Genomic DNA, 12,403 nt, shown 5'->3' on the forward strand with positions numbered 1-12,403 from the left:
CCGGTGTGAGTTGAGCCCGCTCGCGCTGAATTCCGGCGGGAAACACGTAGTCTTGACCCGTGTTCGGCAACATCGGTTGGGGTGAATTCGTAGTCCTCCTCGTGGCGGCCCTCGTGGTGCTCGGTCCCGAGAGGCTGCCAGGTGCTGTCTCCTGGGTGACCAAGTCACTGCGACAGGTGCGCGATTACGCCTCGGGCGCACGGGATCAGCTGAAGGAAGAGCTGGGTCCGGAGTTCGACGATTTCCGTCAGCCGCTCGCCGAACTCAACCAACTCCGCGGCATGACCCCCAAGGCCGTCATCACCAAGCACCTGCTCGACGGTGACGGTTCTCTGTTCAACGACATGGGCAAGACACCGGGTGCGCCGGTAAACGGATCGTCGCCCTCGACGCCCAACCTGACGAAGCCCCTCGCACGCGACGAGAGGCCCCCGATCGATCCGGACGCGACGTAGGTCGTCGCTCCGCCGGAGTTCCCCGGCCCGGACTTTCCACGGTCGCCGCAACATCGTTGCGGCGACCGTGTGCGTTTACAGGTGCCGGGTGGTGTCGATCCCCAGCGACATGCCGGCCAGTCCACGCTTGCGCACCGCGAGCTTGTCGGCGATCTCCGACATCGCGATCGCAGGCGCCGACTCCGGAGCCGACAGCACGATCGGCGTTCCGGCGTCACCGGACTCACGGACGGCGGGGTCGAGCGGGATCTGGCCCAGCAGGGGCACTGTGGCCCCGACGGCGCGGGTGAGGCGCTCCGCGACGGCCTGGCCGCCACCGGTGCCGAACACGTCCATGCGCGTCCCGTCCGGCAGTTCGAGCCACGACATGTTCTCCACGACGCCCGCGATGCGCTGGCGCGTCTGCAAGGCGATCGAGCCTGCACGCTCGGCCACCTCGGCCGCGGCCTGCTGCGGGGTCGTCACGACCAGGATCTCGGCACCCGGGATCAGCTGGGCCACCGAGATCGCCACGTCACCGGTGCCCGGGGGCAGGTCGAGAAGGAGCACGTCGAGGTCGCCCCAGAACACGTCCGCGAGGAACTGCTGGAGCGCGCGGTGCAGCATCGGGCCGCGCCACACGACCGGGGTGTTGCCCTCGGTGAACTGCGCGATCGAGATCATCTTCACGTCGTGCGCGACCGGCGGCATGATCATCCGCTCAACCTGTGTCGGCTTCGCGGAGGTGCCCAGCATGCGGGGGATCGAGTGGCCGTAGATGTCGGCGTCGAGGACACCGACCGACAGGCCGCGTGCGGCCAGCGCCGCCGCGAGGTTCACGGTGACCGACGACTTGCCGACGCCTCCCTTACCGGACGCGACCGCATACACGCGGGTCAGCGATCCGGGCTGGGCGAACGGGATGACGGGCTCGGCGGAGTCACCGCGGAGGGACTTGCGTAGTTCGGTGCGCTGCTCGTCGTTCATCACGTCGAGAGTGACGCGGACCGGGCCGACTCCCGCCACGTCGGCGACCGCCTTGGTGACGCGATCGGTGATCTCGGTGCGCATCGGGCATCCCGAGGTGGTCAGGTACACCTCGATATCGACGCTGCTGTCGTCGCGGATCTCGATGCTCTTGACCATGCCGAGATCGGTGATGGGTTTCCGGATCTCGGGATCCTGTACCCGGGCGAGTGCACTGCGGACGTCGGACTCACTGACTGCCATGACGCCCATGGTAGGTGGGTGCCTGTCAGTGGATGCGCGGCAGGTCGGCCGGACTCGGCGTCACACCGGTCGAGTAGGCCGCCGACCACGCAAGCACGTTGGCGACGTAGGCCATCGAGTTGTTGTACCGGTGGATTGCCTTCGTCGCATGGCCGAGGTTGTGCATGTCGAGGCCACCGTCGCACAGGTACCGCGCGGTCGTGAGCGTCGAGTCGTAGAGGTTCTGCGGGTCGGCAACGCCGTCGCCGTCGCCGTCGCCCGCGTACTGATTCCAGGTCGTGGGGATGAACTGCATGGGCCCCACGGCGCGGTCGTACACGGCGTCGCCGTCCAGAACGCCGCCGTCGGTGTCCGCGATGGTGGCCTGGCCCGGGAGGCTGCCGTCGAGGGGCAGGCCGATCACCGGTTCGAAGAGGTTGCCCTTCTCGTCTGCCTTGCCGCCGTTGGCATGACCGGATTCGACCTTGCCGATACCGGCGAGCAGTGTCCAGTACATCCCGCAGCCCGGGTTCTCCTCGGACAGGATGCGCTCGGCATTGCGGTATGCGTCGAAGTTGATGCCGGGGATACCGAGAGGCCCCTCGGTAAGCACCTTCGTCTCGGGTGCGGGCGCCGGCTGGGATGCGGACTTCGGTGCCAGCGCCGGTGCCGGGGCGGGCTCGAGCATGATGGACTGCGCCACGGATACGGCTTCGGGGACCTGGGGGAGCGTCTCGGGGACTGCGTTCCCCATCGTGGTCGCCTGGGCGTCCTGGTGGACTCCGAGCAGCGCACGCGGTGATGCACCCGCAGTTGTCGCGGCGGCGGCAACGAGGCCTACCGGTACCAAACCTGTCATCGCGATCACTGAATTGCGGCGGATCTTGGAATCCGTCGGTCTGGCGTGCCGGCCCACTCGTACCTCCCTCGGGCGAATCTCGAACCCGAGATGCCTCCGTTATTTACGGGGCTGACAGTACACGGTTCGTAGCCGTTCCGTTATTTAAACGTGATGTAACGCCTGGTTTAGGGGTGTGCCAGAGGGGTTTGTGCCGTTGAGGCGGCTCCGCGGTTATCCAAGTGTGACCCGCGTCATAATATGGGCGGCGTGTCGCCTCGGGCCGCGCTGGGTACCTGCACGCCCCCGGCAGCAGGTCCCCCGGGCAGTGTCTTGCTACGGGCAGTGTCTCGGTACAGGCAGTGCCCCGTTACGGGGTCATTCGCAGAAGGCGGGTACGAGGCAGGGAACCGGCGGAAGTTCGGGCAACTGCGGCAAGGGCGGAAGGGCCGGCGCCGGAGCGTCGCCTCCGGGCTCGCCGGTCTCGTCTGCTGCGGCCGGGTCGCCGGGAGCGCTCTGCGGGGCCGGAACGGGTGCCGGAGCGGCGATGTCGGAGGCGGCCGGAAGGGGCCGCGCCGGAGCCGGCGCCAAGGCGGACTCGGCGACTTCGGCGCCCTTGGCATACGTAGCCGACCACTCGCGCACGTTCGCGAGAAACTCGGGCGACCCGTTGAACAGTGCGACCGCGCGCGCCTCCCCGTCCGGCTCGCGAAGCCGGGCGCCGTCCGCGCACATCCAGGCGCTCGCGGCCAGCGTGGCGTCGAACACGTTCTGGGCGTCGGCGTTTCCGTCTGCGTTCCCGTCCGCGCGATGCTGCTCCCAGGCAGCGGCGGGGAGAAGCATCGGGCCGAGGGCTCCGGTGGGTGCGACGACGGGCGTGGTCAGCGTGCCGAGGATGTCCGTGCGTCCACCGTCGGCGTGCTGGGACGCGAGGCGCCCGAGCGCGGCGAGCAGGTGCCACGGCATTCCGCATTCGGGACTGTCCACGGCCATCTGCATTTCCGCGGCCCGGTACGCGTAGTAGACGAGTTCGGGAATTGCGGCCGGACCCTCACCGAATACGGAGGGGACGGCCCCGGCGGGTGCCGCTGGTGGGCGCTGGAGCACCGGATCGGACGGTTCGCCCGGGGTGCGGAACGTGATCGGCGACGCGGGTTCGGCAGGTACGAGGCCGACGGCGGTAGCAGGAGCCGTCAGCGCGGCCGCAGCAGGCTCCGGTACGTTCTCGGCGACGCTCGGTGCTGCCGACGACGCCGTCGCAGCCAGTCCGGCCGCCACGATCACCGGAATCGCCAATGTCGCCGTCCAACGCACCCGACCGCCCCCTTCTGTATCCGTCTGCCACATCGGTTGGTGTTGTGACGAACGTTACATAACCGGGTCGGCTTATGTGTAATTCCGGGTGTCAGCGCCTGGGCGTGCGTCCCTTTCCGGAACCGGATGCCGCGTCGTCCTCGTCCTCGTCGACGAGCAGCGACCGGAGATCGTCGAGTTCTCGCCGCAGGTAGTCGCGGGTCGCCACCTCGCCCACCGCGAGGCGCAGAGCAGCGAGTTCCCGTGCGAGGAACTCCGTGTCGGCCTTCGTCTGCTCGGCCCGGGCCCGGTCCTCCTCGAGCGACACCCGGTCGCGGTTCTCCTGCCGGTTCTGAGCCAGAAGGATCAGCGGTGCGGCATACGCAGCCTGGGTCGAGAACGCGAGATTGAGCAGGATGAACGGGTAGGGGTCCCATCGCCCGACGACCGCGGTCATGTTGAGGGCGATCCACACCACCACGAAAATGGTCTGGATCGCCAGATACCGCCCGGTGCCGAGGAAACGCGCGACGCGTTCGCTGACCCGTCCTACTGCCTCCACATCGAAGTTCCAGCGGAACCGGGACGACTGCGGTGTCTCGAGACGCGATCGGCCCTGCGAGAGTCGGTCACTCATCCTTCGGTCTCCTCGTCACGCCAGTCCTCGGGCAGCAGATGGTCGAGCACGTCGTCCACGCTCACCGCCCCGAGCAGGTGCTGCTCGTCGTCGACCACCGGACCGCACACGAGGTTGTAGGTCGCGAAGTAGCGGGTGACGGTCGTCAGCGCGTCCCCGGGATCCAGGCGCGGCAGATCGTTGTCGATGATGCCGCCGATCAGAGTCGCCGGGGGCTCGCGCAGTAATCGTTGCAGATGGACGCAGCCCAGATACTTGCCGGTGGGTGTCGCGGTCGGTGGCCGCACCACGAAGATCATCGAGGCGAGCGCCGGAGTGAGGTCCGGGTGCCGTGCCCGCGCCAGTGCTTCCGCGACGGTCGTCGCGGGACTGAGTGTGACCGGCTCGGGGGTCATCAGACCACCGGCGGTGTCGGGGGAGTGTTCGAGCAGGCGCCGCACCGGCTCGGAGTCCTCCGGGTCCATCCGCTGCAGGAACGACTCCGCATCCGTTTCGGGCAACTCGCCGAGAAGGTCGGCGGCGTCGTCGGGATCCATCGCTTCGAGCACCGACACCGCACGGTCGACACCCAGTTCGGTGAGCAACTCCGTCTGGTCGTCGGACGGGAGTTCCTGCACGATATCGGCGAGCCGCTCGTCGTCGAGGGCCACCGCGACCTCGGTGCGCCGTTTGGCGGGCAGATCGCGCAACGAATTGGCGACGTCGGCGGGCCGCATGTCCTCGAACTGCATGAGCAGTTGCGCGACACCCTGGCCGGGCAGGGACAGTGCCTGCTGTGTCAGACCGTGGACGTGCGGCCATTCCACGATGTGGATGGGGGCACGCCGCGCGAGCCGGCCGCGATGCCGGCGCACCGCAACCCGCGCGACCACCCAGTCCCGGGTGCGCGTGAGCTCGATGCCGAGGTCCACGACCACGGTGTCCACACCGATCAGGTCGGGCAGTTCCGGGTCATCGACGCGCACTTTCGAGTCGAGCACCTGTGCCAGTGCCAGCACCTCCGAGGGGCGCTGCGTGAACCGGCGCAGACTGACGTTGCCGGTCACGAGCGTGACCGATCCCGGTTCGATGGCCGTGACCCGCAGCATCGGGACGAAGATGCGTTTTCGCGTGGGCAACTCCACGACGAGTCCCAGGACGCGTGGTGCTTGACGACCGACGCGGATCGTGAGGACCACGTCGCGCACGCGGCCCACGGATTCCCCGTCGGGCCCGAGAACTACCAGACCCGTGAGCCTTGCGACGAAGACCTTGCTCACTGCTGCCAAGAGGTCACTCCCAACCGTATCGGTGCCGCGCGGAGCTCAGCATAAAAGCGGCCCCGGGCGGTGCGGACACACCGTCCAGGGCCTCTCGGCCACTGCGGACGGACGTTCGCGGTGGGCCGCATGAACCGTAGTCATCGTACGCATCGTCGCCCCGGCTTCCCGTGCGTCGGCATCGATCGGCAAAACCGATGCGCGTCGCCGGTTTCATGCAGCGGACGAGGGGTAGCCCGTGGACGTCTCATTCCTTCGTGATGGAGAAAGGACGGCCATGGCCGAACGGGTAATGCGAGCGAATCGAACGCCGATCCAGCTTGCCGCAATGGTTTTCGGGGTGGTGTTTCTGCTGGTGGGGATCCTGGGGTTCATCCCGGGAGTCACCACCGACTACGACACCATGACCTTCGCTGGCCACCATTCCGGAGCAATGCTGCTCGGAATCTTCGAAGTGTCGATTCTCCACAACATCGTGCATCTGCTCTTCGGTGTCGCGGGACTGGCCATGGGCCGGACGATCTCCGGCGCCAAGGCGTATCTCATCGGTGGCGGTGTCATCTACGCAGTCCTGTGGATCTACGGCCTCCTGATCGACAAGGACAGCGCAGCGAACTTCGTGCCGCTCAACACTGCGGACGATTGGCTGCACTTCGTGCTGGCGGTCGCGATGATCGCACTCGGGGTGCTGCTGCCGCCGCGCCGCCGCGCCGCCGTCTAGACGCGGGAAGGTGTGTCAGCGGGCCGACGTACGGTGTCGGCCCGCTGACGGACGCTTCACGGAGTTCGGGATCGATCCGGAGAACGTCATGAGCAGCACTCTGAGTGAAACACACTCTGTCCCAGGCGGAATCCCGCTCCTCTCGAGCTTGAGGGAGGTCGCCGACTTCGTCGCGGGAAACCCGGATATCCATGTCCGGTACTCCAAAGGTCCCGCCGCCGACGAGGCCGCGGGCCCGAGCCGGGACTACGAAGCCGGTGTCACGTTGCCCGGCTTGTCCGTGACCACCCTCGCCCCGGAACCGTGGTGGCCGGGACCGCTGGAGGATTGGCTGGCGCGCCGAATCTGCAAGTACGGCGAACTCGGTGAAGAGGACGGCAGATTCGCGTGGTTGCTGGAAGGAACGGTCGTGGGCCGGGGACCCGATCACGAGCCGCTGCTGACCGACATCCGTCCACTCGCACGACTGGGTCGTGCCGTCCTGGAAGAGGCGTCGCGCCGGTACCACGAGCGATTCGCAGTAGGGAACGATTCCCGCAGCGACACGTGAGGGCGCATTCGCGGTCCCCGAACGCCGGTCTCTGTGGTCCCGAACGCCGGTCTCCGCAGCGGTAGCATGAGCACCGCCGTCGGGCCGTGGGCTCGTGGCTCGTGTCGTTTCCGAACGTGGAGGTCTGTGCGGTCATGTCGTTTTCTTTCAGGCCCCGGCGGTCGGTACTCGCGGTTCCGGGCAGCAGCCGCAAGATGATCGACAAAGCCAAGGGTCTGCCCGCCGACGAGATCTTCCTCGATCTGGAAGACGCGGTGTCGCCGCTCGCCAAGGCCGAGGCCCGCACGACGATCGTCGAAGCGCTCAACGAGGACGGGTGGGGAGACCAGCTCAAGGTTGTCCGGGTCAACGACTGGACCACCGATTCGACGTACCTCGACGTCGCCGAAGTGGTCGGGGGCGCCGGTGCGCATCTGGACGCGATTCTGCTGCCGAAAGTGCCTGACGCGAGCCATGTCCACGCGCTCGATCTCCTGCTCACGCAGGTGGAGAAGGCGCACGGACTCGAGGTCGGGCGCATCGGCATCGAACCCCAGATCGAGAACGCTCTCGGCTTGACCAACATCGACGCGATCGCCACTGCGAGTCCGCGCGTACAGACACTCGTGTTCGGGCCCGCGGATTTCATGGCGAGCATCAACATGCGCACGCTTGTGGTGGGGGAGCAGCCCGACGGGTACGACCGTGGCGACGCGTACCACCACATCCTCATGACGATCCTGATGGCGGCGCGCGCTCACGGGCTGCAGGCCATCGACGGCCCGTACCTCCAGATCCGTGACGTCGACGCGTTCCGTCGTTCCGCACAACGGACCGCCGCGCTCGGTTTCGACGGAAAATGGGTACTGCACCCGAGTCAGATCGATGCCGCGAACGAGGTTTTCAGCCCGCGGCAGCAGGACTACGACAAGGCCGAGATGATCCTCGACGCGTACGAATGGCACACCTCGGCGGAAGGCGGCGCGCGCGGTGCCGCGATGCTCGGCGACGAGATGATCGACGAAGCCAGCCGCAAGATGGCACTCGTCATCTCGGCCAAGGGGCGAGCGGCAGGGATGTCTCGCACCGAAACGTTCGAGCCTCCCCGCGGCGAGTAATCGTGTTCTCGCCGCCGGTCCGGGCAGAATGGACAGCGGGCGTGCCGGTGAAGACGGCACGCGGCCATCGAGAAGGAGCCGAATACTCATGACCAACCCCATCGGACCTGGCGGACGTCAGGTGCCGGGCCTTCCGGAACCCCCGACCGGCTGGCCGGTCGGGTCGTACACGACCTACGCCGAGGCGCAGCGCGCCGTCGACCACCTGTCCGATCAGAACTTCTCCGTCGAGGACGTCACGATCGTCGGGGTGGATCTCATGCAGGTCGAACGGGTCACCGGACGGCTGACGTGGCCGAAGGTCATCGGGGGCGGAATCGTCTCCGGCGCCTGGCTCGGTGTGTTCTTCGGTTTGCTGCTGGGTATCTTCTCCACCGACTTCCTCGGCCCGCTGCTGGTCGGTCTCGTGGGCGGCATCATCTTCGGCCTGATCTCGGCCTCGATCCCGTACGCCGCGACCCGTGGGCAGCGCGATTTCTCGTCGACGATGCAACTCGTCGCGGGGCGGTACGACGTGCTGTGCAAGCCGAGGACGGCCGAGCAGGCCCGCGACCTGCTCGCCAAGCTCGCGCTGTAACCCTCGGTGCGGGCCGGGCGGCGACGAGGGCTGCACCGGCCCGGCCCGCGCCACTAGTGTCGGTCGTATGCCCGATCTCGATTCGGTGGCCGACAGGCTCTACGGTCTCGATCCCGGTGACTTCGTCTCCGCCCGCGACGAATGTGCGGCGGAAGCCCGCCGGGCGGGCGACCGTGAACTCACCGCCGCTATCGGCAGGCTCCGGAAGCCGACGGTGGCGGCATGGATGGTCAATCTGCTCGCACGCGAACGCGGGGACGAACTCGCAGCACTTTTCGATCTCGGTGACGCACTGCGCACCGCGCAACGGCGGCTGTCCGGCAGCGACATGCGTGCGCTGTCGGCGCAGCGGCGCAAGGTGGTGGCAGCGCTCGAGAAGGCGGCGGCCGACCTCGCGGACGACCACGGGCGCCGTGCCACCGAGGGCGCCCTCAGGGAAGTGAGCCAGACGCTCAACGCGGCGCTCGCCGATCCCGAGGTGGCCGACGAGGTCCGCGCGGGAAGACTCTCGTCGATAGTCGAGCACAGCGGGTTCGGTGACCTGTCCGCCGTGCCGTTGACGCTCGTGCCCGAGACCTCCGACGACGACACGACGGAGGCGCCCGCGCCCGAGCGGCCCAGGACCTCCGGGAAACGGACCGCCGCATCGAAACGCGGCCGGAGCGCCGGCGCGCGCGAGACGGCCGGGAAAGCCGCACGCGACAAGGCGGAACGTGAGGCACGACGGGCGGAAGTCGACGCGGTCGCAGCAGAGGTGGAGTCGGCGCGTGCGTCGGCCGAGCAGGCGCGATCTGCGGCCGGGGACGCCGATGCCGAGCTCGAACGATCCGAACGAGAGGTCGCCGACCTGCGCCGGAAACTCGACCATGCCGAGCAGCAACGGCAGTTCGCACGACGAGCCGTGGCCCGCGCAAAGAAGGAAGTGACGTCTGCGGAGCGGGTGGCGTCCGCCGCCGAGACGAAACTCGTTCGCTTGCAGAACGCGACACGGTGATGAGACACCGCTGCGGTGCCGAAGCGTCCGTGCCGCAGGCCGAATACCCGGTCGCGGGGAGGAGCCGGCGCGGGCTAGGGTCCCGGGATGGGTGAAAACGCAGAGCCGCAGGTGCGGGTCCTCGAGTCGGAGGCCGAACTGGTCCAGGCGATGGCATTGTTCCGGACAGCGATGGTGGGACTGCCGGCACCGACCTATCCCGACGGGACGATCCACGACTATCTCGAACCCGGCCGTACCTTCGGGGCGTTCGTGGACGGTGTCCTCGCCGGCACGGTCGATGCGTTCTCGGGGGAGATCGTCCTTCCCGGCGGCGCGCGGGTCGCCCACGCCGCCGTCACCCACATCGGCGTGCTGCCCACCCACACACGCCGGGGAGTCGTCACTGCGCTCGTCCGGCAGCAACTGCGCGACGCGCGTACCCGCGGCGACGTGGTGGCGACACTTCGGGCCTCCGAGGCGACGATCTACGGCAGGTTCGGGTACGGAATCGCCTCGTGGTCGGTTGAGTCCGAGGTGGACCTGCGCCGGGCGGCCTTCCGGCCCGGGGCGCCGGAAGGCGGCCCCGTTCGGCTGCTGACCGGATCGGAGGCATGGGATCTGTTGCCGCACATCCACTCCCGCCACCTTCCCCTTCGTCCGGGCACTCTCGAACGGTGGTCGCAGTGGTGGAACTCCCAGAGAATGCGTGCGCAGTCGACCTCGGGGGCCCGTTACGTTGCTGTCCACGGGCAACCCGGACACGAGGACGGGTTCGTGCGCTACCGCCCCAGCACCGCCGACCCCCACGACTGGTTCACCAGCGAGACCCCCACGATCGTCGTCGACGATTTCTTCGCACCGTCCGTGGAAGCGCACGCCGGCCTCGTGCGCTTCTTGCTCGGCCTCGACCTCGTCGCCCGCGTGAGATTCGCCGAACTGCCCACGGACGATCCGATGCCCTGGCTTCTGCGCGACCACCGTGCGGTACGCACCCGGTCGATCGAGGACGAGACGTGGCTGCGGGTGCTCGACGTGGAGCGGGCACTGGCGTCCCGCGTCTATACGGGAGACGGGACGGTGACGCTCGGCGTCGTCGACCCGATGTTCCCGGAGAACGAGGGTACGTACACGATCTCCGCCGACGGCGCGGCGCGCAGCGACGGGCAGGCCGATCTGCGGATCGGTGTGGCCGAGCTGGGGTCGCTCCTGCTGGGCGGCGTCGCCTGTCGCACGTTGGCCGCGGCGGGCCGGATCGAGGTTCGGCACGCGGACGCGGTGCCGGTCGCGGACCGGCTCTTCGGATGGGTCCCGGCACCGTTCGCCGGTACTTCTTTCTGAGCCTCCCGCACCTCCCTCCCGGCGGCATGCGCCCAAAGCCCGTTTTGCTCCGCTTGTGCGACCCCAAGCGATATTGTCGATTTCGGTGACACAAGTCACTGTCTCGGCAGTGCGGGCGGAGGCGGTATGCGACGGAAGTGGGCAAGGCACGTCACGGCCGGCGCCGTTGCTGTGCTTGTCGGAGCCGGTCTGACGGCCTGCGGAAACAGCAGCAGCGGTACCGTCCTGAGTTTCTACACGGCAGCGGACGGTGCCGAGCAGTACGCGCAGGCAGCGGCCGTGTGTACCGAGCAGGCTCAGGGGCGCTACACGGTCGAGCAGCGGACGCTGCCGAAGAACGCAGACGACCAGCGCCTGCAGCTGGCGAGACGGCTCACCGGCGGCGATGCGAGTCTGGACCTGATGACGCTCGACGTGGTCTGGACCGCCGAGTTCGCCGAAGCGGGATGGGCTCTACCACTTCCTCCCGACATTGCGGCCGACGTGACCGAAGGCACCCTCCGAGGGCCTCTGGAATCGGCCACCTGGCAGGACGTCCTCTACGCCGCACCGCTCAACACCAACACCCAACTGCTCTGGTACCGCCAGGATCTGATGCCGGACGGGCAGCCGCCGCAGACATGGGACGAAATGATCGAGATCGCGAGCGGCCTCGCCGAGGAGGGGCTACCGAGCTGGATCGGGGTCACGGGACGCCAGTACGAAGGTCTCATGGTGTGGTTCAACACCCTTCTTGCCAGCGCCGGTGGGTCCGTCGTCGCCGACGACGGCACCACCGTCACACTCGAGGACGGCGATGCGGCGGAGACGGCCCTCGACATCATGAAAAGGGTGGCGACTGCGCCGGGAGTCGACCCCTCCCTGAACCAGGCCGACGAAGCGGCAGTGCGACTGGGGATGGAGAGCGGCCGCACGGCGTTCGAAGTGAACTGGCCGTTCGTGCTTCCCGGGATCCTCGAGAATGCCGCCGACCTGCCGTTCATCGACGAGAACGGCAATGTCACCACCGAGAACACCGGCAACACGGTCCTCACCGTCGACGGGGAGCAGAACTTCCTTCCGGCGCCGTACCCGTCCGTGATTCCGGGTGAGCCGGCGAAGGTCACGATCGGTGGATTCAACATCGCCGTGGCGCGGACGAGCACTCATCCCGACCTCGCCTTCGAGGCGATGACGTGCCTGCGCAACGAAGAGAATCAGCGCAACAACGCCATCGGCGGTGGCGTACCGCCGACTCTGGAAGTGCTGTACGACGACCCGGTTTTCCAGGAGGCGTATCCGGCGTGGCGGGAGGTGCGGGCCAGTCTCGAGAACGCGGCCGTACGCCCCGCTTCGCCTGCATACCAGAGTATTTCGACGCTGGTGACCTCCATCCTCAACCCGGTGGACCGGATCGACCCGCCGAAGACCGTCGGCGAACTCGCCGAACAGGTCCGCAAGGCGGTCAACTCGGAAGGGCTGGTTCCGTGACGGC

At 67.9% G+C, this 12,403-nt stretch carries 13 protein-coding genes; 8 read left to right on the plus strand and 5 right to left on the minus strand.

From position 1 onward, the window contains the following. Positions 1-59: 59 nt before the first annotated feature. Positions 60-455: a Sec-independent protein translocase protein TatB gene (gene tatB, locus HF886_RS14045; protein ID WP_169652608.1), complete on the plus strand. Its 396-nt coding sequence runs from the start codon at positions 60-62 to the stop codon at positions 453-455. A gap of 75 nt (positions 456-530) precedes the next feature. Here the strand turns inward: tatB and HF886_RS14050 are convergent, their stop codons facing one another. From HF886_RS14050 to HF886_RS14070, 5 genes are all read right to left on the minus strand, one after another. Then, a complete protein-coding gene (locus tag HF886_RS14050; RefSeq protein ID WP_206037053.1) occupies positions 531-1,664 on the minus strand; it encodes an Mrp/NBP35 family ATP-binding protein in 1,134 nt (377 codons plus the stop codon). 25 nt (positions 1,665-1,689) lie between these two features. Beyond that, positions 1,690-2,559, minus strand: a complete 870-nt coding sequence (locus HF886_RS14055) for a lytic murein transglycosylase (protein ID WP_296551712.1) — start codon at positions 2,557-2,559, stop codon at positions 1,690-1,692. 300 nt (positions 2,560-2,859) lie between these two features. Further along, positions 2,860-3,795, minus strand: coding sequence for a hypothetical protein (locus HF886_RS14060; protein ID WP_169652609.1), 936 nt, complete (start codon positions 3,793-3,795; stop codon positions 2,860-2,862). Between the two features lie 91 nt (positions 3,796-3,886). Continuing rightward, positions 3,887-4,411 carry a DUF1003 domain-containing protein gene (locus tag HF886_RS14065; protein ID WP_169621650.1) on the minus strand — a complete coding sequence of 175 codons (525 nt, stop codon included), beginning with the start codon at positions 4,409-4,411 and terminating at the stop codon, positions 3,887-3,889. Further along, positions 4,408-5,679 (minus strand): CBS domain-containing protein, encoded by a 1,272-nt coding sequence (locus HF886_RS14070; protein WP_169621651.1) that lies wholly within the window; start codon positions 5,677-5,679, stop codon positions 4,408-4,410. Before HF886_RS14070 ends, HF886_RS14065 begins: the two co-directional genes overlap by 4 nt. A gap of 268 nt (positions 5,680-5,947) precedes the next feature. Between HF886_RS14070 and HF886_RS14075 the strand changes: the two genes are divergently transcribed. From HF886_RS14075 to HF886_RS14105, 7 genes are all read left to right on the plus strand, one after another. After that, positions 5,948-6,391, plus strand: coding sequence for a DUF4383 domain-containing protein (locus tag HF886_RS14075; RefSeq protein WP_169652610.1), 444 nt, complete (start codon positions 5,948-5,950; stop codon positions 6,389-6,391). Between the two features lie 88 nt (positions 6,392-6,479). After that, positions 6,480-6,941: a DUF6098 family protein gene (locus HF886_RS14080; protein WP_169621653.1), complete on the plus strand. Its 462-nt coding sequence runs from the start codon at positions 6,480-6,482 to the stop codon at positions 6,939-6,941. A gap of 134 nt (positions 6,942-7,075) precedes the next feature. Continuing rightward, positions 7,076-8,038 carry a CoA ester lyase gene (locus HF886_RS14085; protein WP_169621654.1) on the plus strand — a complete coding sequence of 321 codons (963 nt, stop codon included), beginning with the start codon at positions 7,076-7,078 and terminating at the stop codon, positions 8,036-8,038. Between the two features lie 88 nt (positions 8,039-8,126). Further along, positions 8,127-8,615, plus strand: coding sequence for a general stress protein (locus HF886_RS14090; RefSeq protein WP_169621655.1), 489 nt, complete (start codon positions 8,127-8,129; stop codon positions 8,613-8,615). Positions 8,616-8,682: 67 nt separating this feature from the next. Continuing rightward, positions 8,683-9,609, plus strand: coding sequence for a hypothetical protein (locus tag HF886_RS14095; protein ID WP_169652611.1), 927 nt, complete (start codon positions 8,683-8,685; stop codon positions 9,607-9,609). A gap of 87 nt (positions 9,610-9,696) precedes the next feature. Next, positions 9,697-10,929 carry a GNAT family N-acetyltransferase gene (locus tag HF886_RS14100; RefSeq protein WP_169621657.1) on the plus strand — a complete coding sequence of 411 codons (1,233 nt, stop codon included), beginning with the start codon at positions 9,697-9,699 and terminating at the stop codon, positions 10,927-10,929. 126 nt (positions 10,930-11,055) lie between these two features. After that, entirely contained in the window at positions 11,056-12,399 is a 1,344-nt protein-coding gene (locus HF886_RS14105) for an ABC transporter substrate-binding protein (RefSeq protein WP_169652612.1), read from the plus strand. Positions 12,400-12,403: the final 4 nt, after the last annotated feature.

This window comes from Rhodococcus sp. 105337 (assembly GCF_012844225.1).
In the GTDB taxonomy this organism is placed as follows: domain Bacteria; phylum Actinomycetota; class Actinomycetes; order Mycobacteriales; family Mycobacteriaceae; genus Rhodococcus.

What these genes read in the sequence shown, in the direction of transcription:
- HF886_RS14065 (WP_169621650.1), bottom strand. Translation starts at nt 4,411, where the DNA reads ATGAGTGACCGACTCTCGCAGGGCCGATCGCGTCTCGAGACACCGCAG.
- HF886_RS14080 (WP_169621653.1), top strand. Translation starts at nt 6,480, where the DNA reads ATGAGCAGCACTCTGAGTGAAACACACTCTGTCCCAGGCGGAATCCCG.
- HF886_RS14075 (WP_169652610.1), top strand. Translation starts at nt 5,948, where the DNA reads ATGGCCGAACGGGTAATGCGAGCGAATCGAACGCCGATCCAGCTTGCC.
- HF886_RS14090 (WP_169621655.1), top strand. Translation starts at nt 8,127, where the DNA reads ATGACCAACCCCATCGGACCTGGCGGACGTCAGGTGCCGGGCCTTCCG.
- HF886_RS14105 (WP_169652612.1), top strand. Translation starts at nt 11,056, where the DNA reads ATGCGACGGAAGTGGGCAAGGCACGTCACGGCCGGCGCCGTTGCTGTG.
- HF886_RS14050 (WP_206037053.1), bottom strand. Translation starts at nt 1,664, where the DNA reads ATGGCAGTCAGTGAGTCCGACGTCCGCAGTGCACTCGCCCGGGTACAG.
- HF886_RS14100 (WP_169621657.1), top strand. Translation starts at nt 9,697, where the DNA reads ATGGGTGAAAACGCAGAGCCGCAGGTGCGGGTCCTCGAGTCGGAGGCC.
- HF886_RS14085 (WP_169621654.1), top strand. Translation starts at nt 7,076, where the DNA reads ATGTCGTTTTCTTTCAGGCCCCGGCGGTCGGTACTCGCGGTTCCGGGC.
- HF886_RS14095 (WP_169652611.1), top strand. Translation starts at nt 8,683, where the DNA reads ATGCCCGATCTCGATTCGGTGGCCGACAGGCTCTACGGTCTCGATCCC.